Origin of the sequence: Streptomyces durmitorensis (assembly GCF_023498005.1) — a bacterium.
In the GTDB taxonomy this organism is placed as follows: Bacteria; Actinomycetota; Actinomycetes; order Streptomycetales; family Streptomycetaceae; genus Streptomyces; species Streptomyces durmitorensis.
The window spans coordinates 769,499-793,552 of the sequence record NZ_CP097289.1 but is presented as its reverse complement, the minus strand read 5'-3'; the positions used below and the strand labels follow the sequence as shown (position 1 = coordinate 793,552).

Annotated in this window: 24 protein-coding genes and 1 pseudogene; 13 read left to right on the top strand and 12 right to left on the bottom strand. The window is 70.0% G+C overall.

What is annotated here, in order from left to right:
- The first annotated feature begins 10 nt into the window (after positions 1-10).
- Positions 11-1,207, top strand: a complete 1,197-nt coding sequence (locus tag M4V62_RS03425) for a GDSL-type esterase/lipase family protein (RefSeq protein ID WP_249585701.1) — start codon at positions 11-13, stop codon at positions 1,205-1,207.
- 16 nt (positions 1,208-1,223) lie between these two features.
- Here the strand turns inward: M4V62_RS03425 and M4V62_RS03420 are convergent, their stop codons facing one another.
- Positions 1,224-1,958 (bottom strand): ankyrin repeat domain-containing protein, encoded by a 735-nt coding sequence (locus tag M4V62_RS03420; RefSeq protein WP_249585700.1) that lies wholly within the window; start codon positions 1,956-1,958, stop codon positions 1,224-1,226.
- Between the two features lie 200 nt (positions 1,959-2,158).
- Between M4V62_RS03420 and M4V62_RS03415 the strand changes: the two genes are divergently transcribed.
- Positions 2,159-3,265: a chitinase gene (locus M4V62_RS03415; protein WP_249592681.1), complete on the top strand. Its 1,107-nt coding sequence runs from the start codon at positions 2,159-2,161 to the stop codon at positions 3,263-3,265.
- A 2-nt stretch (positions 3,266-3,267) separates the two neighbouring features.
- On the opposite strand, the gene M4V62_RS03410 is transcribed toward M4V62_RS03415, so the two are convergent.
- Positions 3,268-4,245 carry an aldo/keto reductase gene (locus M4V62_RS03410; RefSeq protein WP_249585699.1) on the bottom strand — a complete coding sequence of 326 codons (978 nt, stop codon included), beginning with the start codon at positions 4,243-4,245 and terminating at the stop codon, positions 3,268-3,270.
- A gap of 411 nt (positions 4,246-4,656) precedes the next feature.
- On the opposite strand from M4V62_RS03410, the gene M4V62_RS03405 reads away from it, so the two are divergent.
- A complete protein-coding gene (locus M4V62_RS03405) occupies positions 4,657-5,793 on the top strand; it encodes a PQQ-dependent sugar dehydrogenase (RefSeq protein ID WP_249585698.1) in 1,137 nt (378 codons plus the stop codon).
- Between the two features lie 87 nt (positions 5,794-5,880).
- Here the strand turns inward: M4V62_RS03405 and M4V62_RS03400 are convergent, their stop codons facing one another.
- The 4 genes from M4V62_RS03400 to M4V62_RS03385 form a co-directional block, all read right to left on the bottom strand.
- Entirely contained in the window at positions 5,881-6,540 is a 660-nt protein-coding gene (locus tag M4V62_RS03400; protein WP_425574981.1) for a fasciclin domain-containing protein, read from the bottom strand.
- A gap of 143 nt (positions 6,541-6,683) precedes the next feature.
- Positions 6,684-8,324: a molybdopterin-dependent oxidoreductase gene (locus M4V62_RS03395; protein ID WP_249585696.1), complete on the bottom strand. Its 1,641-nt coding sequence runs from the start codon at positions 8,322-8,324 to the stop codon at positions 6,684-6,686.
- Between the two features lie 192 nt (positions 8,325-8,516).
- Positions 8,517-9,017, bottom strand: a complete 501-nt coding sequence (locus tag M4V62_RS03390; protein WP_249585695.1) for a hemerythrin domain-containing protein — start codon at positions 9,015-9,017, stop codon at positions 8,517-8,519.
- A 141-nt stretch (positions 9,018-9,158) separates the two neighbouring features.
- Positions 9,159-9,647 (bottom strand): ATP-binding protein, encoded by a 489-nt coding sequence (locus M4V62_RS03385; RefSeq protein WP_249585694.1) that lies wholly within the window; start codon positions 9,645-9,647, stop codon positions 9,159-9,161.
- 274 nt (positions 9,648-9,921) lie between these two features.
- Here M4V62_RS03385 and M4V62_RS03380 point away from each other — a divergent pair, with 274 nt between their 5' ends.
- Genes M4V62_RS03380 through M4V62_RS03370 form a run of 3 tightly spaced genes read left to right on the top strand, consistent with a single transcriptional unit; the run spans position 9,922 to position 12,349 of the window.
- A complete protein-coding gene (locus tag M4V62_RS03380) occupies positions 9,922-10,731 on the top strand; it encodes an alpha/beta fold hydrolase (protein ID WP_249585693.1) in 810 nt (269 codons plus the stop codon).
- Positions 10,731-12,002: a SpoIIE family protein phosphatase gene (locus M4V62_RS03375; RefSeq protein ID WP_249592680.1), complete on the top strand. Its 1,272-nt coding sequence runs from the start codon at positions 10,731-10,733 to the stop codon at positions 12,000-12,002. The genes M4V62_RS03380 and M4V62_RS03375 overlap by 1 nt, the downstream gene beginning before the upstream one ends.
- The gene (locus tag M4V62_RS03370; RefSeq protein WP_249585692.1) at positions 11,999-12,349 is read left to right on the top strand and encodes an STAS domain-containing protein; all 351 of its coding nucleotides are present in this window, start codon (positions 11,999-12,001) and stop codon (positions 12,347-12,349) included. The genes M4V62_RS03375 and M4V62_RS03370 overlap by 4 nt, the downstream gene beginning before the upstream one ends.
- On the opposite strand, the gene M4V62_RS03365 is transcribed toward M4V62_RS03370, so the two are convergent.
- The 3 genes and pseudogenes from M4V62_RS03365 to M4V62_RS03355 form a co-directional block, all read right to left on the bottom strand.
- Positions 12,346-12,810 carry a peroxiredoxin gene (locus M4V62_RS03365; RefSeq protein ID WP_283779068.1) on the bottom strand — a complete coding sequence of 155 codons (465 nt, stop codon included), beginning with the start codon at positions 12,808-12,810 and terminating at the stop codon, positions 12,346-12,348. The two genes, M4V62_RS03370 and M4V62_RS03365, sit on opposite strands and share 4 nt — an antisense overlap.
- A 153-nt stretch (positions 12,811-12,963) precedes the next feature.
- A pseudogene (locus M4V62_RS03360) lies at positions 12,964-13,137 on the bottom strand (DUF6191 domain-containing protein); the annotation flags it as partial.
- A 156-nt stretch (positions 13,138-13,293) separates the two neighbouring features.
- Positions 13,294-14,139 carry a SigB/SigF/SigG family RNA polymerase sigma factor gene (locus tag M4V62_RS03355; protein ID WP_249585691.1) on the bottom strand — a complete coding sequence of 282 codons (846 nt, stop codon included), beginning with the start codon at positions 14,137-14,139 and terminating at the stop codon, positions 13,294-13,296.
- Between the two features lie 305 nt (positions 14,140-14,444).
- Between M4V62_RS03355 and M4V62_RS03350 the strand changes: the two genes are divergently transcribed.
- Entirely contained in the window at positions 14,445-14,771 is a 327-nt protein-coding gene (locus M4V62_RS03350) for a plasmid stabilization protein (protein WP_249585690.1), read from the top strand.
- Between the two features lie 354 nt (positions 14,772-15,125).
- Here M4V62_RS03350 and M4V62_RS03345 read toward each other — a convergent pair whose 3' ends face one another.
- Complete coding sequence (locus M4V62_RS03345; protein WP_249585689.1) at positions 15,126-15,965, bottom strand: RNA polymerase sigma factor SigF; 840 nt, start codon at positions 15,963-15,965, stop codon at positions 15,126-15,128.
- 177 nt (positions 15,966-16,142) lie between these two features.
- Here M4V62_RS03345 and M4V62_RS03340 point away from each other — a divergent pair, with 177 nt between their 5' ends.
- Positions 16,143-17,306: a PP2C family protein-serine/threonine phosphatase gene (locus M4V62_RS03340; RefSeq protein ID WP_249585688.1), complete on the top strand. Its 1,164-nt coding sequence runs from the start codon at positions 16,143-16,145 to the stop codon at positions 17,304-17,306.
- Between the two features lie 14 nt (positions 17,307-17,320).
- Here M4V62_RS03340 and M4V62_RS03335 read toward each other — a convergent pair whose 3' ends face one another.
- Positions 17,321-17,818: a MarR family winged helix-turn-helix transcriptional regulator gene (locus M4V62_RS03335; RefSeq protein WP_249585687.1), complete on the bottom strand. Its 498-nt coding sequence runs from the start codon at positions 17,816-17,818 to the stop codon at positions 17,321-17,323.
- A gap of 406 nt (positions 17,819-18,224) precedes the next feature.
- Here M4V62_RS03335 and M4V62_RS03330 point away from each other — a divergent pair, with 406 nt between their 5' ends.
- A complete protein-coding gene (locus tag M4V62_RS03330; protein ID WP_249585686.1) occupies positions 18,225-18,962 on the top strand; it encodes a FadR/GntR family transcriptional regulator in 738 nt (245 codons plus the stop codon).
- Between the two features lie 41 nt (positions 18,963-19,003).
- On the opposite strand, the gene M4V62_RS03325 is transcribed toward M4V62_RS03330, so the two are convergent.
- Entirely contained in the window at positions 19,004-19,708 is a 705-nt protein-coding gene (locus tag M4V62_RS03325; protein WP_249585685.1) for a FadR/GntR family transcriptional regulator, read from the bottom strand.
- A 163-nt stretch (positions 19,709-19,871) separates the two neighbouring features.
- Here M4V62_RS03325 and M4V62_RS03320 point away from each other — a divergent pair, with 163 nt between their 5' ends.
- From M4V62_RS03320 to M4V62_RS03305, 4 genes are all read left to right on the top strand, one after another.
- Positions 19,872-20,831: a dihydrodipicolinate synthase family protein gene (locus M4V62_RS03320; protein ID WP_249585684.1), complete on the top strand. Its 960-nt coding sequence runs from the start codon at positions 19,872-19,874 to the stop codon at positions 20,829-20,831.
- A complete protein-coding gene (locus tag M4V62_RS03315) occupies positions 20,828-21,784 on the top strand; it encodes an ROK family protein (protein WP_249585683.1) in 957 nt (318 codons plus the stop codon). Before M4V62_RS03320 ends, M4V62_RS03315 begins: the two co-directional genes overlap by 4 nt.
- Entirely contained in the window at positions 21,781-22,479 is a 699-nt protein-coding gene (locus M4V62_RS03310) for an N-acetylmannosamine-6-phosphate 2-epimerase (protein WP_249585682.1), read from the top strand. The genes M4V62_RS03315 and M4V62_RS03310 overlap by 4 nt, the downstream gene beginning before the upstream one ends.
- 77 nt (positions 22,480-22,556) lie before the next feature.
- On the top strand, positions 22,557-24,050 hold the full coding sequence (locus M4V62_RS03305) for a sialate:H+ symport family MFS transporter (RefSeq protein ID WP_249585681.1): 1,494 nt from the start codon (positions 22,557-22,559) through the stop codon (positions 24,048-24,050).
- The last annotated feature ends 4 nt before the right edge of the window (positions 24,051-24,054 follow it).

The window sequence follows — 24,054 nt, the reverse complement described above, 5'->3', positions numbered from 1 at the left end:
AGGCGGAGACATGGACACCGAGACGGACACCGAGCACGACTGGATCAGCACGCCCATCACCGCGGACATCCTGCGCGGTGCCCTCGATCTGGAGCACACCGAGCACGGCGTCCTGCCGCACCGGCTGCCCGCACGGGCCCGCGCCCAGTGCACCGACGGGCAACTGGCCATGGCGGAGTCCCAGCCCTCCGGCGTACGCCTCGTCTTCCGCACCCGCGCCACCGCCGTCGAACTGGACACGCTGCCCACCAAGCGTGTCTACGTGGGCGCCCCGCCCCGACCGGAGGGCCTGTACGACCTGCTCGTCGACGGCCGCCTGGCCGGTCAGGCTTCTGTGAGCGGCGGCAACACCCTGACCATCGACCTCACCACCGGATCCGCCGAGCGCAGCTTCGGCCCGGTCGGCACCCTGCGCTTCACCGAACTGCCCGACGGCGACAAGGACATCGAGATCTGGCTGCCGCACAACGAGAGCACCGAACTTGTCGCGCTGCGCACCGACGCACCCGTCGAGCCCGCACCCGACCGGGGCCGCAAGGTGTGGCTGCACCACGGCAGTTCGATCAGCCACGGCTCCGACGCCGCGAGCCCCACCACCACCTGGCCCGCGCTCGCCGCCTCCCTCGGCGGCACGGAGCTGATCAATCTCGGCCTGGGCGGCAGCGCCCTGCTCGACCCGTTCACCGCGCGCGCCCTGCGGGACACCCCCGCCGACCTCATCAGCCTCAAGATCGGCATCAATGTGGTCAACGCCGACCTGATGCGCCTGCGTGCCTTCGGGCCCGCCGTCCACGGGTTTCTCGACACCATCCGCGAAGGTCACCCCACCGCACCGCTGTTGGTCGTATCGCCCATCCTGTGTCCCATCCACGAGGACACGCCGGGCCCGAGCGTGCCGGACTTCAATGCCCTCGGAGAGGGGCGTCTCGGGTTCGTCGCCATGGGTGAACCGGCGGAGACGGCGAGCGGGAAGCTGACCCTCGGGATCATCCGTGACGAGCTGGCCCGGATCGTGGAGCAGCGGTCGGCCGATGACCCCCATCTGTACTACCTCGACGGCCGCGAACTGTACGGGGATGACGACTCGGCCGAGTTGCCGCTGCCCGACCAGCTCCACCCGGACGCCGCCACCCACCGCCGCATGGGCGAACGCTTCGCCAAGCTGGCCTTCGCGGCCGGCGGCGCCTTCGGGGGCCCGGGCGCGTGAAGCCGGGCCCGGTGACTCACCCGAGGTCCGCGCGTCCCTTGGCGCCTTGGGCGAGCAGCCACTGGACCACCTCGTCGGCGTCCTGCGTGCGGGCGATGTCCAGCGGCGTCATGTCGTCGTAGCCGATCCGGTTCACGTCTGCGCCTTGCTGCAACAGGCGCTGGGCAGTGGGAAGTTGGCCGCCGTGGCAGGCGCCCCAGAAGGCGCTGGTGATCTCGGCCCCGGTGGGGGAGTCGGGGGCGGAGAGGAAGGCTTCGACCTGATCGAGGAGGCCAAGGGTGGCCGCGTCCTGCAGGTCCGCACGGGCCCCGTGCTCCAGCAGCCTGCGGGCCGCCCGCCACTGACCGAAGCCGCGCGCGTCGGCCAGCGGGGTGCCGCCGCCGATGACGGCGCCGGAGGCCTCGATGTCGGCGCCCGCGTCGATGAGGGCGTCCAGTGCGGTGACGTCGTCGTTGCTGGCCGCCCAGTGCAGAGGCGTCTCGGTGTGGGCGCCGACGAAGCGGGCGTCGGGGTCGGTGCCCGCCGCGACGAGCGTGCCGATGACCGCCGCGGAGTCGGGGCGGTGGCCGGGCCAGTCGGTGGCGATGTGTAGGAGGCTCCGCCGGCCCGCGGCGGGACCGTCCTGGCTGATGGCGCTGGTGGCCAGGGCGGGGTGGTCGGCCAGGAGCTGACGAAGGGTGGGGACGTCGCCCTTCCGGATGGCCTCGGTCACCGTGACGGCCAGTGGATCGTGGGAGTTGAGGGTGTCCATGCGGGGGAGGGTCTCCTGCTCTCGAACGGTCTGGTCCAGACCTATTGACGGCAGGTCTGGACCTCTTTACGGTGTGGCGCGTCGCACCACTTACGTCTCCAGGCACCACAGTCCAGGAGGTAAGCGTGTCATCCCGAACCTCTCCTCGCGCCTCCGCCCCGCGCCGTGCACCGTCCCGCCTCCTCGCGATCGGTCTGGCGATGGCCTTCGCCGTGCCGGTGCTCGTGGGCGCCGCGCCGGGTGCCGCGTCGGGCGGCGCGGCGTCGCAGGACCGTCAGGGCACCACCCAGGCCGGGCAAGCGACCCCCAACGCCGAGGACGCCCAGGAAACCCAGGGCATCAAGGGCACCCAGGAAGAGACGTGCGCGGTCAAGTCGAAGCCCGCCGGGAAGGTGCTCCAGGGCTACTGGGAGAACTGGGACGGAGCCGCCAACGGCGTTCACCCGCCGTTCGGTTGGACCCCGATCACCGACACCCGCATGCGTGAGCACGGCTACAACGTGATCAACGCGGCGTTCCCCGTCATCCGTTCCGACGGCACCGTCCTGTGGGAGGACGGGATGGACTCGACGGTCAAGGTCGCCACACCGGCCGAGATGTGCCAGGCGAAGGCGAACGGTGCCACGATCCTGATGTCGATCGGTGGCGCGACGGCGGGCATCGACCTCAGTTCGAGCAAGGTCGCCGACCGCTTCGTCGAGACCGTGGTGCCGATCCTGAAGAAGTACAACTTCGACGGCATCGACATCGACATCGAGACCGGCCTCGTGGGCAGCGGCAACATCAACCAGCTCTCCGCCTCCCAGGCCAACCTCATCCGCATCATCGACGGCGTCCTCGCCCGCATGCCCGCCAACTTCGGCCTGACGATGGCGCCCGAGACGGCGTACGTCACCGGGGGCAGCGTGGTGTACGGCTCGATCTGGGGCGCGTACCTCCCCATCGTGAAGAAGTACGCGGACAACGGCCGCCTCTGGTGGCTGAACATGCAGTACTACAACGGAAGCATGTACGGCTGCTCCGGCGACTCCTACTCCGCCGGAACCGTCCAGGGGTTCGTCGCGCAGACGGACTGCCTGAACAAGGGCCTCGTCATCCAGGGCACCACGATCAAGGTCCCCTACGACAAGCAGGTCCCGGGCCTGCCCGCACAACCGGGCGCGGGCGGCGGCTACATGGCGCCGAGCCTGGTGGCGCAGGCGTGGAACCACTACAACGGCGCGCTGAAGGGCCTGATGACCTGGTCCATCAACTGGGACGGCTCGAAGGGCTGGACGTTCGGCGACAACGTGAAGCGGCTGTTCTAGCGTCAGCGTTCGAGCATGTTCAGCTGGGCCTCGTTGTGCGTGGCGCCTGCCGCGGGCGGGAGATTCGTCAGCCGGTCGAGCTGGGCGGGCGTGAGCCGGACGGCATCGGCGGCCGCGTTCTCCTCGAGGCGGCTCACGCGCTTGGTGCCCGGGATGGGGGCGATGTCGTCCCCCTGGGCGAGCAGCCAGGCGATGGCGATCTGCGCCGCGGTGGCGCCGGCCTCGGCGGCGACGGCCTGGACCTCGTCGGCCAGGCGCAGGTTGTGCTGGAAGTTCTCGCCGGAGAAGCGCGGGTTGTCCCGCCTGAAGTCGTCCTTGTCGAAGCCGTCGGTGGATCGGATCGTCCCCGTGAGGAAGCCGCGGCCAAGGGGCGAGAAGGGGACGAAGCCGATGCCGAGTTCGCGCAGCGTCGGCAGGACACGGGCCTCGGGTTCACGGGTGAAGAGTGAGTACTCGGACTGGACGGCGGTGACCGGGGTGACGGCGTCGGCTCGGCGGATGGTGTCGGGTCCGGCCTCGGACAGGCCGAACGCGCGGACCTTGCCCTCGGCGATCAGCTCGCCCATGGTGCCCGCCGTCTCCTCGATGGGGACGTTCGGGTCGACCCGGTGCTGGTAGTAGAGGTCGATGCGGTCCGTGCCGAGGCGGGCGAGTGATCCCTCCACGGCGGCACGGATGTTGGCCGGGCCGGAGTCCAGGTTCCCCGGCCCTTCGCCCTCGTGTGACACCAGACCGAACTTCGTCGCAAGCACCACCTGGTCGCGGCGCCCCTTCAGAGCGCGGCCGAGCAACTCCTCGTTCGTGTACGGGCCGTAGATCTCGGCGGTGTCGATGAAGCTGACGCCCAGCTCAAGGGCGCGGTGCACGGTGCGGATCGACTCCGCCTCGTCCGTTCCGGCGCCGGTGTACGCCTGGGACATGCCCATCGCCCCGAGACCGATCCGGGAAACGTCCAGATCGCGCAGGTGAATGTGGTGCATCAGTGCTCTCCGTTCCATCGCGTCCGGGCCGGTCCCACTCCGGCCCGGTCGGCCGACCGCGGCCTGTCGAGGACCTGCGGCTTCACGTCTCGTGGGAAGCCTACGACCGCCTCGCCTCGCCATCCGTGCTCGCGGGCCCTCGGTGAGGGGCCGAGTTGTTCGGGGTAGTGACAGGGCCCCCTCAGTGCCTGGCAGATGGGCGCCCTCGCGGCTCACGGCGCTGTCGGAATCGGCCGGTTGGGGACGGTCCTGGTCTATACCAACTGCTCCCGTCCCACTATCCTCGTCCGTGGCCAGTAGCACACCATCCCCCCACTCAGGTTGCGTGCCGGCGCGGGTGGCGCCCGCCCCAACTCTGTCCCAAGCAGCCGGGTGGTCCCCCCCCCATTCGCCGCCTCTAGGAGGATCACGGTGAAAGTCCGCACCAGAAGCTCGGCGATCATCGCCACCATCTGCCTCGTCGCTTCCCTCGCCTTGACCGCGGCGTTCGCCGACGAGCCCACCGCACCACGCCAGGTACCGAAGGTCGCGCTCACGAAGGTCACCACGGCCGCGAACCCGTCCGCCGGCGCCGCCGGACCCGGCGGCACGGTATGGATAGCCGAACGCGCGGGAACCGTAAGGGTGTTGGACGGTCAAGGGCTCGGCAAGCCCGTCCTCGACATCACCAAGGAGACCACCACCGACGGTGAACGCGGGCTGCTCGGCATCGCGTTCGACAAGAAGTTCGCGCACTTCTACATCTCGTACACGAACCTCGAAGGCACCAGCACCGTCGACGAGTTCGCCGTGCGGCACGGCAAGATCCGGCCCGACACCCGGCGCACCGTCCTCACCCAGACGCAGCCCTATCCGAACCACAACGGCGGCGACATCAAGTTCGGTCCCGACGGCTATCTCTACATCGCCTTGGGTGACGGCGGTTCGGGCGGCGACCCGCACGGCAACGGGCAGAACCTCGACACACTGCTCGGCAAGCTGCTGCGGATCGACCCGGCCGGCGGCAAGCCGTACGCGATCCCGAAGGACAACCCCTTCGTGGACGACCCGAAGGCGAAGGACGAGATCTGGGCGTACGGGCTGCGCAACCCGTGGCGGTTCTCCTTCGACGCGGGCACGGGCGACCTGCTGATCGGTGACGTCGGCCAGAGTGCCTGGGAGGAGATCGACTGGGCACCGTCCGACAGCGAGGGCGGCGAGAACTACGGATGGTCCCAGATGGAGGGCAACCATCCCTTCAGGGGAGGCACGGAGCCCGCGAACCACGTGCCGCCGGTCCACGAGTACGACCGCACGGGTCTTGGCTGCTCGGTGACCGGCGGATACGTCTATCGCGGCAAGGCGATCCCCGGCCTCAAGGGCCAGTACGTGTTCAGCGACTACTGCGACGGCACCATCCGCGCCCTCCGGATGGAGAACGGCAAGGTGACCGGGGCGAGCGACCTCGGAGTCAACGGCGGCGAGGTCATCTCGTTCGTGCAGGGCGGGAAGGGTGAGCTGTACGTGCTCGACATCGGCGGCAGTGTCTTCCGCATCGACCCGGCGTAACGGTCAGGTCGGCAGGGGCCGCACCCTTTAGGGTGCGGCCCCTCGCAGCTACCGGTGTCTACCGATGTCTACCAGTGTCTACCGATGTCACATCTTCGGCATCAGGACCGTATCGATGATGTAGACGTTGGCATTGGCGGTCTTGACGTTGCCACAGCCGACGTTGGCGGAGTCGTTGACCTTGAAGGATTCGCCCGAGCCCGACGTCGTCAGCTTGGACTTCTCCAGCGTCGGGAACGAGCCGTTCTCCAGGTCCTTGGGCGCCAGCTTCTGACCCACCACGTGGTAGGTGAGGACCTTGGTGAGCATGGCCTTGTCGTTCAGGACCTTGTCGAGGTCGGCCTTGGGGATCTTCGCGAAGGCGTCGTTGGTCGGCGCGAACACCGTGATGTTCTTGGCGTTGTTCAGGGTGTCGACCAGACCGGCCTTCTTGACCGCGGTCACGAGCGTGGACAGTTCCGGGTTGTTGGACGCCGCGGTGGCGACCGGGTCCTTCGCCATGCCGTCGAAGCTGCCCTTGCCGTCCTTGGGTACGGAGGCGCAGGCGGGGCCGAACGGCTCGTCGCTGCTCGTGCCGCCGGAAGCGCTGTCCGTGCCCTCGTCGGTCGCCTTGTCCGAAGCGGCGGACGACTTCGCGTCCGAGGACGCCTTGTCCTTGCCGTCGTCACTGGAACAGGCGGTCAGGGCGAGCGGCAGCATCGCCGCCGCGGCGAGAACGAGGGCTCCACGACGAGTGCGGCGGGTGATGGCGTTCATTTCTGCTCCTTGATTGTTTTGCGCAGTGAGGGAAATTCGAGAGGTCGTTCAGTTCTGCGGGCATTCAGTTCTGCGGTCATTCAGTCCTGCGGTCGTTGAGCCACGCAGTGAAGAAGGCAGTTCCGGAACAGCGGTCAATCCACGGTGACCACCACCGAATGCCATCCGCTGGCCCCGTCGGGGATGGTGCGGGTTCGCTGCTCGGTCTGGATCTCGCCCGTTCGGTCAGTGGCCCGGACCGTCACGGTGTGGCCACCGGAGGTGGCCTTCCAGGGAAAGGACCACTGGCGCCAGGTGTCCCGGGTGTCCTCGGCGGCCAGGTCGGCCTGCCGCCAGGGGCCGTTGTCCACGCGCACCTCGACCTTGTCGATGCCGCGATGCTGGGCCCAGGCCACCCCGGCGACCGTCACGGTGCCTTCCTTCGGCCGGGCGAAGGGCTTGGGGGTGTCGATCCGGGACTGGGTCTTGACCGGGGCCTTGCGGGCCCAGTCCCGCTTCACCCAGTAGGGGTCGTAGTCGTCGAACGTGGTCAGCTCGATGTCCTGGATCCACTTGCAGGCGGACACGAAGCCGAACAGGCCGGGGACCACCATGCGCACCGGGAACCCGTGCGCGAAGGGCAGTGGTTCGCCGTTCATCCCGAGGGCGAGCATGGCGTCGCGGCCGTCCATGACGTCCTCGACCGGGCTGCCGATGGTCATCCCGTCCACGGACCGCGCGACCAGCTGGTCCGCGGGCCCGCCCTTCGACGGCGGCTCCACACCGCACTGCGCCAGGAGATCCGCGAGGCGTACGCCGATCCACCGCGCGTTGCCCACGTACGGGCCGCCCACCTCGTTCGAGACGCAGGCCAGCGTGATGTTCCGCTCGATCAGCGGCATACGCAGCAGGTCCGCGAAGGAGAGGGTCGCCTCGCGGGTGACGCCCTTGCCGTGGATCCGCAGCCGCCACGAGGTCGCGTCGACCTTGGGCACCACCAGCGCGGTGTCGACTCGGTAGAAGTCCTGATTGGGCGTCATGAACGGGGTGACGTCCTTGACGCGCAGCGCCGCACCCTTGGGAACGGGCGATGCGGCCGAGGCGGGGACGGGCAGCCTGATCTGGTTGCGTGAGGCCACGGCGTCCTGCCCCTGAGCACCGTTCAGGGAGCGGCCGAGCAGGCCGACCCCCGTGGACGCGGCTGCCGCGGCCGTCGCGGCGACGATGAAGCCCCGCCGGTCCCAGCCCGTCTCCTCTTCCGTCGCCTCTTCAGCCTCGTGTGCCTCGTGTGCCTCGTCGTGAGTCTGCGCAGCAGTCGGGGTCCTGCGCGGCCGCAGGCGCCCGACGAGGTAGTACAGGAGCCCCGCTCCCACCACGGCACCGGCCACCGAAGGCAGCGCGTCCGCGATGCTCGTCGAATCGGGCCGGCTCGTCGCGGCGAAGCCCCCGACCACGCCGAACACGAGGACTCCTGCCGAGCCGACGCGCCGGTACCGGGCCGCCAGCGCTCCGAGGGCGAGCGCGAGAAGGGTGAGGACGGCGAGGATGCCGAGCTGCAGGACGAGCTTGTCGTTCGTACCGAAGTGCTGGATCGCCCAGTCCTTCACGGCGGCCGGCGTGCGGTCGATCGCGGCCCCGCCCACCGCGATCACGGGGCTGGACTCGGGGCGTACCGCGGCAGACGTGAGCTCGGCCGTCGCCAGTGCGGAGTAACCCGCCAACAGGCCGCTCAAGGCGCCGAGCGCGCCAAGCCGCCATACGCCCGTGCGCCTCGATGTTTTCGCTTCTTCGCTCACATCGGGTTATCCGGAGCGGTGGGCGGGTGCGGATTGGTCAGCCACTCGTTCGAGGGAGAATTTCTTCTGGACCAATCCGCACCCGCCCACCGCTCCGAATACATCCGGTAATCGCGGCAGCCCGGTAATCGCGGCAGCTACGAATTACTCGTGGAGGGGGAAGCGATGGCGAGATGACGGGCGAAGCTCGCTTCAGGCCTTCACGAGGCGCCGGACACTGTCGATGCTTCCGCAGCCCGCCTTGATGTGTTTGTCGCGTTCCTTGGTGAAGGCGGTGCCCAGTTCCTCGCGGCGTTCCATCGCCACGTTCTCGCGTGCGCCGTTGAGGATCGTCCGCTCCTCCTCATCGGTGTGGTGGGACACGGCCTCGACCAGCTTCTCCAGCTTCTCGTCCCAGCTGTCGGATCCGACGTCGTTCACCTCCAGAAGGGCCAGCAGCGCCTTGTTGCCGTCCTCGTGTTCCTCGACGCCGTGCTCGACCTCGTCGTCGTCGATGTCCCGGTAGCGCCTGAGCGCGGGGTAGACCTCGGCCTCCTCCGCGTGAGCGTGAGCGATGAGCAGGTCGGCGAACTCCCGCAGTGCATCGGCCCGTTCGGCTTCTACGCTGCGCATCTGGCGGAACAGGTCCTCCATCCGCCGGTGATCGTCGAGGATCAGCTCTACGACGTCGGTCGGCGTTGTCTTGTCCGGCATGTGAGGGGCTCCTTCTCGGTGGGGGGCGGACGGGCTCAGTGCGGTGGGCGCCTGCGTACGGATACGTGGCGTGCGCACCGGCCCACGAGCTGGCTCGTGTACCCGGACCTCGCGTGTGTCACTCAGGTCACCGGCAGCAGATCACCGAGTGCTGCGGGGCGAACCGTTTCGGGCGGCGTCGGCGGCCGGTTCGCCCGCCAGGGAGATGTGGGCGGTGACGCGTTTGCCGGCCGGTTCGAGGTGGACGTGGAAGTGCTGGGCGACGGCCATGACGATCTCCAGGCCGTGTCCGCCGATCCTGTGCGGGTCCTCGGCGCGGGCGACGGGCTGGGTACGGGCGCTGTCGTGCACGGTCACCGCCACCGTGGCGTCCTCGATGCACAGCTCCATCAGCAGGGGCCCGGGTGCGTACTTGCGGGCGTTGGTGACCAGTTCGCTGACCACCAGTTGGGTGAGGTCCATCGCGCGGGCGGAGACGGCCACGTTCTGGTCCGCCCGGGCGCGGGTGAGGAAGTCGACCGCGAGGTGACGTGCCTCGGCTATGGAGGAGTCCTCGCCGTTCAAAGAGACGGCGACGCCCATGGTGTGAGCTCCCGACGGCCCCTCGCCGTCGCTGCCGGCTGACTCCATTTCCTCTCACCTTCGTCCCCGTTGTCTGCGCTCACCTACCCTGCTGGACGCGGCGCATACTGTTCCGACCCGGATCGATAATCCGTTCGGTCTCGCCGCCTCTTGTGAGCCGGACTTCCGGCGCACGGGACGGCTCCGTTTCGCACCAGCGAGTGCAGTCCAGAACATGGTGACAGACACCGGCCCGGCACGGCCCGTCCATCTTTGTGACCGGGTGGTCGGTGCCGCGACCGTCGAGAGGGCGGTCGGCAGTGCTTCTGCGAGGATGTGTCGCATGGCTGTTCGGGGCAGGAATCATGTGACGGTGTCCGGTCGGGCCGGGGGCCCGGTGGTGATGCTGGCGCACGGGTTCGGATGCGACCAGCACATGTGGCGCCTCGTGGTGCCGCTCCTGGAGAGCGACTTCACCGTGGTGCTCTTCGACCACGTGGGCGCCGGGCGCTCCGATCTGTCGGCCTGGAGCGAGGAACGCTATTCCGCGCTGGACGGCTACGCGGACGACGTACTGGAGATCTGCCGTGAGCTTGCACTCGGCCCGGTGACGTTCGTCGGGCACTCGGTGAGCGCGATGATGGGCGTCCTTGCCGCTGCGCGGGAGCCGGAGGCGTTCGCCGGCCTGGTCCTGCTCGCCCCGTCGCCGAGTTTCATCGACGATCCGGCCACCGGCTATCGCGGCGGGTTCAGCGCCGAGGACATCGATGAACTCCTCGGCTCGCTGGACGCGAACTACCTGGGCTGGTCGGGCGCCATGGCCCCGGTGATCATGGGCAATCCCGAGCGGCCGGAACTGGGCGAGGAACTGACCAACAGCTTCTGCCGCACCGATCCGGACATCGCCCGCGTCTTCGCCCGTGTCACGTTCCTGTCCGACAACCGCGAAGACCTCTCCAAGGTCACCGTTCCCACCCTGGTCGCGCAGTGTTCCCGCGACGCGATCGCGCCCCCGGAGGTCGGAGCCTTCGTACAGGCCCAGATCCCCGGAAGCCGTCTCGTCACCCTGAACGCGACCGGCCACTGCCCCCAGCTCGCCGCGCCGGAGGAGACGGCGGCCGCGATCACCGACTTCGTCAGAGCCACACCATGATGTCCAGGACCAGCGACGGCGGGAGCAGCGAGCGCCCGGATCCCGGGGAAGGGGCCGGAGGCGACCGCGCGGCGTTCTCCGCGCTCCTGGAGGACAGTGCCGAGGACCTGTACGAGCACGCGCCGTGCGGCTACCTCTCCACGCTGCTCGACGGCACCATCGCCAAGATCAACACGACGCTGCTCGACTGGCTCGGCCACGCCCACGACGACCTGGTGGGCCGCAGGACGTTCTCCGACCTGCTGACCGTGGGCGGACGTCTCTACCACGAGACGCACTTCAGCCCCCTGCTGCGCATGCAGGGGGAGGTCAGCGGAATCGCCCTGGAGCTCAAGGCCGCCGACGGCAGCCGTCTGCCCGTCCTTGTGACGTCCACGGTCAAGACCGGCAGCGACGGACAGCCGCTGCTGATCCGCACCACCGTCTTCGACGCCCGCGAACGCCGCGCCTACGAAACCGAGCTGCTGCGCGCCCGACAAGAAGCGGAACGCGAACGCGAGGAACTCAAGCGGCTCAACGCCGCCCTTCAGCAGACCCTGCTGCCCCCGGCGCTGGTGAGCGTGCCCGGCCTCGAAGTGGCCGCGCACTACCACATCGCCTCCGCGGACATGGTCGGCGGCGACTTCTACGACCTCTTTCCCCTCGGCTCGGGGACGTGGGGACTGTTCCTGGGGGACGTGTGCGGCAAGGGCGCCGCGGCTGCGGCCGTCACCTCCCTGGCCCGCTACACCCTGCGTGCCGCAGCCGTCTACGACCCGGACCCGGCCGCCGTCCTGAGCAACCTCAACACGGTCCTCAACCACGAATACAACGGCCACGACCCGCGGTTCTGCACCGTCATCTTCGGACTGCTCACCCCGGACACCGACCAGGGCGGCTTTCGCATCACGCTGGCGAGCGGCGGCCACCCCCCGGCCCTGCTCCTGCGGGCGGACGGAAGCGCCGACCACCTGCCCACCCCCGGCGGACAGCTCATCGGCGTCCTGGCCGACGCCCACATCGCCACCACCAGCATCCACCTCACGGCCGGGGACACCCTGCTGCTCCACACCGACGGCCTCACCGAGGCCCACACGGCCTCGAACAGCGACGACGAGCGCTACGGGGACGAAGCGCTCCTCGGCTTCGCCCAGGCCCTGGCGCCGACCACCGCCCCGGGCGCCGTCGCGGCGATCCGTGACCTGCTCGACACCTTCGGCACCGGAGTCGACGACGACACCGCCGTCCTCGCCATCAGCGTGCACCGACCCATCAGTGAAGAGCAGCAGTGACCGAACTCGCCGTCCATGTCCGCACCACCACCGCCGGGCCCGTCGTCGAACTGGCCGGAGAACTCGACCACGACAGCTTCTCGCAGCTGCGCGAACTCCTGCCCGAGCTGCACCTTCAGGCGGGCCGGCAGCTCGTCGTCGACCTGGCAGGAGTCACTTTCTGCGACTCGAGCGGCATCTCCGCCCTGATCGCCGCCCGCAACCACGCCCTGGCCGCCCGGGCGGTCCTCGTCCTGGCAGCGGTCCCCGGCCACATCAGCCGCATCCTCGGCATCGTGGGGCTCGACTGGGTCTTCCCGGCGTACCCCACCGCGCAAGCAGCCGAAGCGGCCTGGACGCCCTCCTAGCCGACGGCGGACCGCAGAGCCGCCAGGGCCCGGTCCGCGTGGGCGCTCATCCGGAACTCGCTGCGCACCACTTCGAGAACGCGCCGGTCGGGCCCTATGACGTAGGTGACCCGTTTGGTCGGCAGGGGGCCGAAGCCGCGTGTCACGCCGAACTGCCCGCGCACCACGCCCTCCGGGTCGGACAGGAGCGGGAACCCGAGCGTGTGCAGCCCCGCGAACTCGCGCTGGCGCGCGACGTCGTCCGAACTGATCCCCACCGGCCTGGCACCCACCGCGGCGAACTCCGCGGCAAGGTCCCGGAAGTGGCACGCCTCGGCGGTGCAGCCGGGTGTCATCGCCGTCGGGTAGAAGAAGACCACCACCGGTCCTTCGGCAAGGAGCGACGAGAGGGACGTGGGCGTGCCCGTCTCGTCGGGCAGCGTGAAGTCCTCGACGAGGGAGCCGACTTGGATCCGGGTCATCGCGGTGCTCCTTGGCCGGGGTGGAGGCGGGCGGACGAAGGGAGAGGCGGACGAGGGGAATGCGCAGACACGAGGTCTCCTCGCGGCTCGGCGGTACGAGGCAGGGTGGCACGCGATACTACTCGGCGGTAAGGAGTGGTGGGCCCGGACCTGTCACTGATCGGACCGGGGCATGCGGACGACTGCGACCCCCTCGTCGAGGTTCACCGTCGTCCGGTGCGGGGGTGCCCCGTCGTCCTGGTCGTCCGGCATCACCGGTGCCGACTGCCGCTCCTTGAGCTCGTTCTGCTTCCCCGGCGAGAAGCTCGCGTGGAGCTGCTCGAAACCCCATGGCTCCAGTATCCGGATATCCGGATATCCGGACGGGCATCGGCATCCGTATCGGAGCCCGCGGCCGGCGTGCTCCGAGCCCCTGGGGCGGCCCTGGCGCCCCAGGGGCGGCTCAATCGCCGAGCACGGCGCGCACCCGCACGCGGTCCGCCGTCACGCCGCCTGGGCGTGCCCGGCGCCGCCGTCTGAGCGGGTGGCCTCCGAACGGACACGGGCGCAGCTGGTGGTGATGAGGCGTGAGACGTGCATCTGGGAGATGCCGAGCTCTTCCGCGATCTTGCTCTGTGTCATGTCCTCGAAGAAGCGCAGGTACAAGATGGTCCGTTCACGCTCCGGCAGCCGCCGCAGACCGGCCTTGGCGGCCTCGCGGTCGGTGATGCAGTCGTACGCCGGGTCGGGCGCCCCGAGGGTGTCGGCCAGGCTGAACCCGTCGGGGTCGGCGGACGACATCTCGGCGTCCAGGGACAGGGCGCTGTAGCTCGTCATCGCCTCCATCCCGTCGCGGACCTCGTCCTCGGTCAGCTGCGCCCGCTCGGCGATGGCCGCGATGCCGGGCTCGGCGTCGCCTCCCGGCTGGTCCATGAGCTCGCGGCGTGCGACCCGGACCTTGTTGCGCAGCTCCTGGACGCGCCGGGGCACGCGTACGTCCCACATGCGGTCGCGGAAGTGCCTGCGCAGCTCTCCGGTGATGGTGGGCACGGCATAGCTCTCAAAGGCCCCGCGCTCGGGCTCGTACCGGTTGACCGCCTTGATCAGGCCCATCGCGGCGACCTGACGCAGGTCTTCGAGGGTCTCGCCCTTGTTGCGGAACCGGCTGGCCAGCCGGTGCGCCATCGGCAGCCATGCCGTCACGATCTCCTCGCACAGCAGGTCGTACTCGGGTCCGCCTTTGAGCGTGGCCAGGTGGGCGGCGGCCGCCTTGGTGTCGGGGGCGTCGTCGTGCAGGTGCCGGGTCGACGTGCGACGACGGGACTGGGGTGCATGGAGATCGGTAAGCAACTGGAATCGCTCCTCAACGGTGGGCCAGTAAGTGACCGCGAGAAACGGGATGACCCGGAGCCGGACATCCGGCGGGAGTGGGCACACCGCTCCCCGCGAATGCGCCTCCGGTCCGAAGCACGAACTCCGCCTGCCCCTCGACTCGGAGAAGAAACAACCGCCAGGTGTGCGCATGCGCACGGCGCGGTCGGAGCAGGTGCGGTAAAGGGCCTTCGACGTGCGGACCGCTCGGCCACGAAGAATCATGGAGACACGAATCGCCGCGCTCGAACCCGCTGATGAGGAAGATGAGGAAGGGGCAGCACATGCCTGCTGGATCGAACAAGAAGCGTGAACGCCAGTACGAGCACATCAAGGACAGCGCCGAGGACCGCGGGGAGTCGGCCAAGCGGGCGAAGGAGATCGCCGCCCGGACGGTCAACAAGGAGCGGGCGCGTTCGGGGGAGTCGAAGACGGCCAGCAAGACGTCGACGGGGGACAAGAAATCGGCGTACGAGCGGGGCGGGGAGCGCTCGCACAGCGGCGCGCAGGGCCCGACCAAGGATCAGTTGTACGCCGAGGCCCGGAAGAAGAACATCGAGGGCCGCTCGTCCATGAACAAGCAGGAACTCAAGCAGGCGCTCGGCCGCTGACGTCGCCGCTGGTCGGGCGACGTTCACCCGATGGAGGGTGCATGCCGAGGAACGGATGGGGCACACGTGACGCGGGGTGCGAAGCGTCGGAACGGCCTCGGACGCTTGGCTTCGTCGGTCGGCCGCATTGGGGTGCGGCCGACCGACGGCCTCCCTCGGCGCAGGCCCGTGAGTGAGTCCCCTGATCAACCAGCGGTGGGACGAGGCCCGTTGGTGCCGGCGCCGTCCACGATCGCGAGAGTCCAGCGAGCGCGGCCATCCGCCTGGACGGGGTTGTCCTTCGGGTGTCCGCGCTCGATGAGCTTCATGGTGTCGGCCTCGGGGCGGTGAGGGTGGGTGGTGCGGATATCGGTGTCAGGCCAGCATTCCGGCGCGGAGCTTGGTGAGGGTGCCGGTGAGGAGGCGGGAGATGTGCATCTGGGAGAAGCCGAGTTCGGCGCCGATCTGCGACTGCGTCATCTCCTGGCCGAAGCGCATTTCGAGGATGCGGCGCTCCCGCTCGTCGAGTTCGTCGAGGAGCGGCGCAAGGGTGTGCAGGTCCTCCACCGTCTCCATGGCGGGGTCCGGGCCGCCGATCACGTCGGCCAAGGTCCGCGTCGGCGCGGCCGCGCTCTCGCCGCCGTCGGTGGGCGCCTCCAGGGAGCCTGCGGTGTAACCGTTCGACGCGACGATGCCGTCCATGACTTCGTCCTCGGTGATGTCCAGGTGCTCAGCGAGCTCCTTGACCGTCGGATCATGGTCGAGACGCGTGGAGAGCTCTTCCTTCGCCTTGGCGAGTTCCACGCGCAACTCCTGGAGCCGGCGCGGCACATGCACGGCCCAGGTGGTGTCCCGGAAGAACCGCTTGATCTCGCCGAGGATGTAAGGGACGGCGAAGGTGGCGAACTCGACCTCGCGGCTGAGGTCGAAGCGGTCGATGGCCTTGATGAGGCCGATGGTGCCGACCTGGATGATCTCTTCCATGTCGCCGTTGCCCCGGTTGCGGAACCGGCGGGCCGCGAACTGCACGAGGGTCAGGTTCATCTCGATAAGGGTGTTGCGTGCGTATTGGTATTCGTGCGTGCCCTCTTCCAAGGTCTGCAGCCGGTCGAAGAACAGCTTCGACAGCGCTCGCGCATCCTGCGGGGCCACCTTGTCCGTGTCCTCGATCCAAGGCAGCGCGCCCTCGACAGCGTGTTCAGAGATCAGCGACATATCCCTACCTCCCCTGGTGGGTTCGACATCCTCGTACGGCCCCTGCCCCGCCGCGCGGGAGGCATGTGCGTTGACCCAATTTTTCTTGCTGTGGGGAAATAGTTGTCTCCATGCATCGTACGATGTGGGAGGTTGCCCGGGATCAGCCAGGCATTCGTTAACGAGAAGCAGGATCACGTGGACAGATTCGCTGCCGTCGAGCGGGCACTGCGCAGTGCGGCTCCCCATTTGTTGCTCGATGCCGTGACCGCGGCCCTGCGGGAGCAGTACGGGGTCGAGAGGGCGGAACTGCGCCTCGCCGACTACGGGTTGACCACTCTTCAGGTGGTGGAGGACGTGCCGTACACCACCGAGTCGGTGTCCATCCAGGGCAGTCCGCAGGGCAGGGCCTTCGGCGCCCAGGAACCCCGCGTCGAACCGAAGGCAGTGGAGGGCGCGACGACCGTGCATCTGCCGGTGACCGTCCGGGGAGACCGGATGGGCGTCCTCACCGTCATCGTTCCCGACGAGCGCTTCGACCCGGCCCACCTGCCGGAGATGCAGCGCGTCTGCGAGGCCCTCGGCCACGAGATCCTGGTCGCCGAACGCGACACGGATCTGTACCTCCTCGCGCGCAGGGCCGCCCGCCTCACGCTCGCCGCCGAGATGCAGTGGCAGCTGCTGCCCGGGCGCTCGGTGTCCCGTCCCGAATTCTCCTTGGGCGCCCACCTGGAGCCCGCGTACGCGATCTTCGGCGACAACTTCGACTGGACGGTCTCGGCGCACCACCTCACGCTCACCGTGACCAACGGAATGGGCGAGGGGATGGAGGCGGCGCTGCTCACCAACCTCGTGGTGAACGCGCTGCGCAACGCCCGCCGCGCCGGGCTCGACCTCCCCGGCCAGGCCAGCCTCGCCGACCAGGCCGTCTACGCCCAGTACCGGGGCGCGCTGCACGCCTCCGTCCTGCTGCTGCGCTTCGATCTCGCCACCGGCGAGGTGGAGGCCGTCGATGCCGGATCCCCCCGCATGTGGCGGCTCCGAGGGCGGGTGGTCGAGTCCGTCGGCTTCGACGCGCAACTGCCCCTGGGCATGTTCGAGGAGACGGCCTACGTCGCGGAGCGTCTGCGGCTCGAACCGGGTGACCGCATTCTGGTGGGCAGCGACGGCGTCTACAACGGCGTATCGGCGGCAGGGGAGTTGTACGGGGAGCGGGCGCTCGCGCGGTCCCTGTCCGCGCATCGCCTGCTGCCGGCGTCACAGGTGCCGCAGGCCGTGCTGCGCGATCTCGGAGACTACCGAGGCTCGTTGCCCCTGGACGACGATGCCCTCGTGGTCTGCCTCGACTGGTTCGGACGGTAGAGGAGCGGGCCGGTCTAACCGACCGAGCGCCAGGTTCTGGCTCCGCCGTCGTCCTGCTCCGAAGCGGTCGCGACGTCACGAAAGCCCCTGAGCCCCTCGAGCAGCGCACGCCGGGCCTTGGGCGGCATGGCGTCGATGGTGGACATCAGGATGCTCTCCCGCCGCTTTCGCAGGTCGGCGAGGTACGCCCTGCCGTGGCTGGTCAGCCGAAGCTCCAGCTCGCGTCGGCTGACCGGGCTCGGCGTGCGTTCGATAAGCCCCGTGGCCTGCAGCCGGTCGCACAGGCGGCTCACTGACGGGGGAGCGGACCCCAGGGCTTCGGCGAGCATCCGCAGATTGATGCCGTCCTCGCGGTCCAGTGCGTACAGCACGCGCAACTGGGACGGAGACACAGGTCCCGTCGGAACGGCCTCACGCCCCTGCTCCCACATGACCTCGAGCAGTTCGATGAACTCGGAACCCGCATGAGCCGCATCCCGGGACCTGCGATCGGGTTCGGGACTCAGACCCATATCGATGACACTCCGATCGGCGTTGTCTCACTTGTACATCTTGCCACCGGGGCACGGCCCACACACCGTGGTCCGATTTCGGCTGACAAGGACACTCGGGTCGCGGAGTCCGGGGACCGTGCGTACGACGGCCGGCAGCCCCGCGAAACCGCGTCGACCCCGGCGAATCTCTCCGTTGATGGAGCGCGTAGCACCGGATCGCATCTCGGCGCAGGCGGTGGTGCCAGGAAGCATAGTGGAACCGGCCTGGGCTTCGTTGACGGGTTCGTGATTGACGTCCCCGTTCCCCGAAGCGGCTCCGCCGAGATTCGCCCCTTCTGGCATGAGACGTCAGATGTCTGATGCCTTGGTAGCGTGTGAACGCAGCTCGGCAAGCGAAAGGGGTCAAGAGGTGGGGAGTTCACCCATGTCCGGTGCGAAGCCCGGCCGGCAGTTGCTCCGGCAGGAGGTCGTCGAGGGCATCAAGCGCTACATCCTTCAGAAGCGGCTGCGCCCCGGGGACCCGCTGCCCACCGAGCCCGCCTTGTGCGAGGCGTTGGGCGCGAGCCGCTCCAGCGTGCGCGAGGCCGTCAAGATCCTCAACGCTCTGGACATCGTCGAGGTCCGCCACGGCCACGGCACCTACGTCGGCAGGCTGAGCCTCTCGGCCCTGGTCGAGAGCCTGACCTTCCGCGGGCTGCTCTCGCCGGGCGACGACTTCCAGGTCCTCGCCGACCTCGTCGACGTACGCGAACTCGTCGAGCGCGGGATGGCCGACCGGATCGTCACGCAGCTCGGCCCCGGTCAACTCGACTCGCTGGAAAGCCTCGTGGCCGACATGCGGGAACAGGGCGCGGGGGAGGGGGAAGCGCGCGGCTTCGTGGAGGCGGACCGGGCGTTTCACGCGCTGCTCGTGGAACCGCTCGGCAATGAACTCGTCGAGCAGCTCTCGATGGCCTTCTGGGACGTGTTCGCGATCGTCGCGCCGCATCTGGACGGATTCACGCACGCCGACGAGACCGAGACCGTCGCCGCGCATCAGAGCATCGTGGACGCCGCGCGGGCCGGTGACGTCCCCGCCTTCATGAAGTCGCTGGGCGAGCACTACGCGCCGGTGCGGCGCCGCATCGCCGAGGCCCGCGCCCGGGACGCCGCGCAAGCCTGACCTGGTTGTACGTCCTCCCGATGGCCCCGCCGGGGTCCCGGTCACTCCGTGGACCGGTCCGCGGGCGGTTCCAGGCGCGTGCGGATGCCGTCGAAGTGGGTCCGCATGGCGCGCACCGCGCGGTCGCCGTCCCCCGCCGCGACCGCGTCGACGATCTCGCGGTGCTGCGCGCAGGTGACGACGGGGTCCTGATGGCCGTCGTCGAGATCCTCGCGCACGCGGTCCATGGCCGCCCAGAACGCGTCGAGCACCTCGCTGAGCAGGTGGCTGTCCAGCGAGGCGTAGAGCGCGAGATGGAAGGCACGGTCGGTGGAGCGCGCCACCCGGCCGTCGCCCGCCTCGGTCTCCATCTCGCCCACGAGGGCGCGCAGCACCGCCAGATCCTCGGCGGGGATCCCCGCGGTGACCGCGCCGACCAGGCCCGCCTCCAGTGCCTCCCGCACCTTCATCAACTCGAAGAGCCCCGGCTCGCCCAGGCGGTGACGGACGGCGGCCCGGAACGCGAGGCCCTCGGCGAACGGCGACAGCGAGAGCGAGCCGACGAAGGTGCCGGAGCCCCGGCGGATCTCGACGACGTTGACGGCCTGGAGCGCCTTGAGCGCCTCACGCACCGTCACCCGGCCGACCCCGAAGAGCTCTGTCAGCTCGGCCTCCGTGGGCAGCGCGTCGCCGGGGGCCAGCCTGCGCTCCAGGATCAGCTCCTTCAGTCGGCGCTCGGTGTCCTGGGCCGTGGTCGGGCGAGCCACAGCATCCTCCTGAGGTGCGATTGCCCCTTGACCGGTGGCGGGAGCATCTGTTTAAGGTACGGCAAGACGTAGGACATCTTACGTCCCATGTCCCGCCCGACTGCAAGCGCAACCGTCTCGGACGGCGGGCCGATGTACCCCCCCCTGAGCTGGAGCCCTCCCCATGTCTCTGTCCGCACCCCTGCGCGGCGTCGTCCCGCCGGTCTGCACCCCGCTCGACTCCCACGGAGAGGTCGACACCGCGTCCCTCGCCCGGCTCGTCGACCACCTCGTCGACGGGGGAGTGCACGGCCTCTTCGCCCTCGGTTCCACCAGCGAGGTCGCCTACCTCACCGACGAGCAGCGGGCCACCGTCCTGGAGACCGTGGTCAACGCGGCCGACGGCCGGGTCCCGGTCCTCGCCGGAGTGATCGACACGACCACCGCACGCGTCGTCGAGCACGCCAGGGCCGCCGCCGCACTGGGGGCGCAGGCCCTCGTCGCGACCGCGCCCTTCTACACCCGCACCCACGAGAAGGAGATCGCCGCGCACTTCCGCCGCCTGCGCGCGAGCGTGGACCTCCCGCTGTTCGCGTACGACATTCCGGTCGCCGTCCACAGCAAGCTCGCCCCCGGCCTGGTGCGCGCCCTGGCCGAGGACGGCACGCTGGCCGGCCTCAAGGACAGCAGCGGCGATGAGGGCGGACTGCGCCGTCTGATCGTCGAACTGGGCGGCCGCGACGGCCGCACCCAGGGCCCGGCCCCGCAGTTCAGCGTGCTCACGGGGTCCGAACTGACCGTGGACGCGGCCCTGTTGGCCGGAGTCGACGGCGTCGTCCCGGGCATCGGCAACGTGGACCCGGCCGGATACGTGCGGCTGTACGAGGCCGCGCGGGCCGGGGACTGGGCGCTCGCCGCGAAGGAGCAGGAGCAGCTCGTCGACCTGTTCGCCATGGTCGACGTGGGCCCGGAGGCGGACATGGGCCGCAGCTCCTCCGCGCTCGGCTCGTTCAAGGCGGCGCTCCAGCTGCTCGGCATCATCGAGTGCGGGGACACCGCCTTCCCGCAGATCCAGCTGTCCGCCGAGTCGGTCGCGCTGGTGGCGCGGCGGCTGCGTGCCGCCGGTCTGTCGCCGGTCCGATGAGCTCCGGCTCCCTGGCGGGCGACGACGGCGCCGCGCTCATCGGCCTCGACCTCGGCGGTACGAAGATCGCTGCCGCGCTCGTCGGCGAGGACGGCACCGTCCTCGCCCGGCACACCCGGCCCACCCCGGCCGGCAGCGGCGCCGACGCCGTGCTCGACGCGCTGGCGACCGCGGCCGCCGAGGTCGACCCGGGCCGCGGCGCGGCGGCGCTGGGCATCGCCGCCGCCGGGGTCATCGATCCCCGCACCGGCCGGGTCACCAGCGCCACCGACTCCATCAGCGGCTGGGCGGGCACGGCCCTCGCCGCCGGGCTCGCCGAACGGACCGGGCTGCCGGTGGCCTGTGACAACGACGTACGGGCCACGGCCGGTCCGGAGCTCGCGGCACTGGACGCGGAGCACGGTTCGCTGCTGTTCGCCGCGATCGGGACCGGCGTCGGGGGCGCCGTAGCCGTCGACGGACGGATGCTGCACGGCGCCGCGGGCATCGCGGGCCACATCGGCCATGTGCCGAGCCTGCCGGCGGCCGGGCTGCCCTGCACCTGCGGCGCCACCGGGCACCTGGAGGTCATCGCGTCCGGGCCCGCGATCACTGCCCACTACCAGCGGCTCACCGGCACCGCGGTGGACCGCCTGGAGACGGTCGCCGGGCGGGCCGCACGGGGCGACGCCGACGCCGTCCACGCGATCACCACCGGCGCGGCGGCCGTCGGACAGGCGCTCGGCGGGCTCGCCAACGCGCTTGGCCCCGACCGGGTGGTCGTCGGCGGCGGGGTCCCCCGGATCGGCGCCCTGTACACGGACGCCCTTGCCGCCGCCTTCGCCGCCGAACTGATGCCGCCGCTGCGTGGCCTCGTCCCCCGGGCTCCCCTGTTCGGTCACGACGCCGCAGTGCTCGGCGCCGCCGCCCTCACCACGAGCCTGCCCCTTCACCACCCTGGAGCCCTCCGATGACCACGCAGCAGACATGGACCGCGTCCGATCTGCCCGCCGGGCTCCGCGGCAGCCTGATCGTCTCCTGCCAGGCACCGCCCGGTGATCCGATGCGGGACACCGGCACCCTCGTACGGCTCGCGCGGTCGGCGGCGGCCGGGGGCGGCGCCGCGATCCGTGCCAACGAGCCGGAGGTCGTCGCCGCCGTGGCCGCGGCCGTCGACCTGCCGGTGATCGGACTGTGGAAGGACGGCGACACCGGCGTCTACATCACCCCGACCGTCCGGCACGCCCTGGCGATCGCGGAAGCGGGAGCGGCCGTTGTCGCCGCCGATGCCACCGACCGGCCGCGCCCCGACGGCTCCACCTTCGCCGAGCTCGTCACCGCGGTCCACGCGGCCGGCGCACTGGTGATGGCCGACGTCTCCACGCTCGCCGAGGGCGTCGCCGCTGCCGCGCAGGGCGCCGACTTCGTCTCCACCACGCTCTCCGGCTACGTCCCCGGAACGCCGCAGCAGACCGGCCCCGACCTCACTCTGGTCGCCGACCTCGCCGCCGCGATCGACGTCCCGGTCGTCGCCGAAGGCCGTATCAACACCCCCGAGGACGCCGCCGCGGCCCTTGCCCGAGGCGCCCACTGCGTCGTCGTCGGCACCGCCATCACCGCACCCACGGCCCTGACCGCCCGCTTCGTCGCGGGCCTCACCCAGCACTGACCTGTCACAGCACTGACCTGTCCCCTCAGGCGACCGGCTGCTCAACGACGAGCGTCGCCCCGCATCATGGAGTCACCGTGCAGACCACATCACCCGCCAAGCCCCGCTGGTACCGCGAAGTCAGCCGTACCCAGTGGAAGTCGTTCTTCGCCGCCTGGATCGGATACGTCCTCGACGGCTTCGACTTCGTCCTGATCACGCTGGTCCTCACCGAGATCAGCGACGAGTTCGGCCTCAGCACCGTGCAGGCGGCCAGCCTGATCTCCGGCGCGTTCATCACCCGCTGGCTCGGCGGCGCGGTCCTCGGCGCCCTCGGCGACCGGTACGGCCGCAAGGCCTCCATGGTGCTGAGCATCCTGCTCTACTCCCTGGGCACGTTCGCCTGCGGATTCGCCTGGAACTACCACAGCCTCTTCGCCGCACGGCTGGCCATCGGCATGGGCATGGCCGGGGAGTACAGCGCAAGCGCCACGTACGTGATGGAGAGCTGGCCCGCGAAGCTGCGCAGCCGGGCGAGCGGCTTCCTCATCTCCGGTTTCTCGGTCGGCTCGGTGCTCGCCGCCCAGGTCTACAACTGGGTGGTGCCCTCGCTCGGCTGGCGGTGGATGTTCTACCTCGGCCTGATCCCGATCGCCGTCGCGCTGTGGATGCGGCGCGCGCTGCCGGAAGCGGCGGAGTGGACCGAGTCGGTCGCCGAGAAGGGCGCCAAGCCCAATCCGTTCCGTCCGCTGTTCGCCACCCGTGGACGGGCGAGTGCCAACACGGCCCTGACCGTGGTCGCCACCCTCTCCCTCTTCCTGGTCTTCACGCCGGGCGGTGCCGGTCTGGTGCCCGTGCTCTCCGTGGTCGCGGGGCTCTCGCTGGCCGCCTTCGCCGTCCAGCTCGGCGGGAAGCGCGGCTGGGCGCTGTACCTGTCGATGATCGTCACGCTGTTCTTCGCGTTCCTCTACTCCTGGCCCATTCAGGCGCTGCTGCCCACGTATCTGAAGACCGACCTCGGTTACAGCACGGACCAGGTCACCGATGTCCTCTACTTCGCGGGCTTCGGCACCATGGTGGGCTGCTGGGCGGCGGGCTTCCTCGGCGACCGGATCGGTGCGAAGAAGGCGTACGCGCTCACGCTGCTCGGCTCGCTCGCCTTCGTCTACCCCGTGTTCGCGGTGCACGACAACCTGCTCCTGCTCGGCGTCCTGCTGTTCCTGCTCCAGGCCACCAGCTTCGGCATCTCCGGTCTGCTCCCGCGCTACATCGGCGGTCACTTCCCCACGGAGAGCCGGGGCGCGGCGCTGGGCTTCACGTACAACGTGGGCGCCCTCGGAGGTGCGGTCGCACCCGTCCTCGGGGCGCACCTCGCGTCCGGCATGGACCTGGGGCAGGCCCTGGCCGTGCTGACGTTCGGGGGCACGGTGATCGTGGTGCTCCTCGTGGGCTTCGACGTGCCGGACCGCCTGAACCGGCTCACGGATCCGGACGCGGGGAGGGACCACCTGGCAGAGGTGTCCCAGCCGTCGGGGCGGACCGAGCCGTCGCAGGAGCGAGTACCGGCGGCCGGGGACACCGCCCGCACCTGACGGG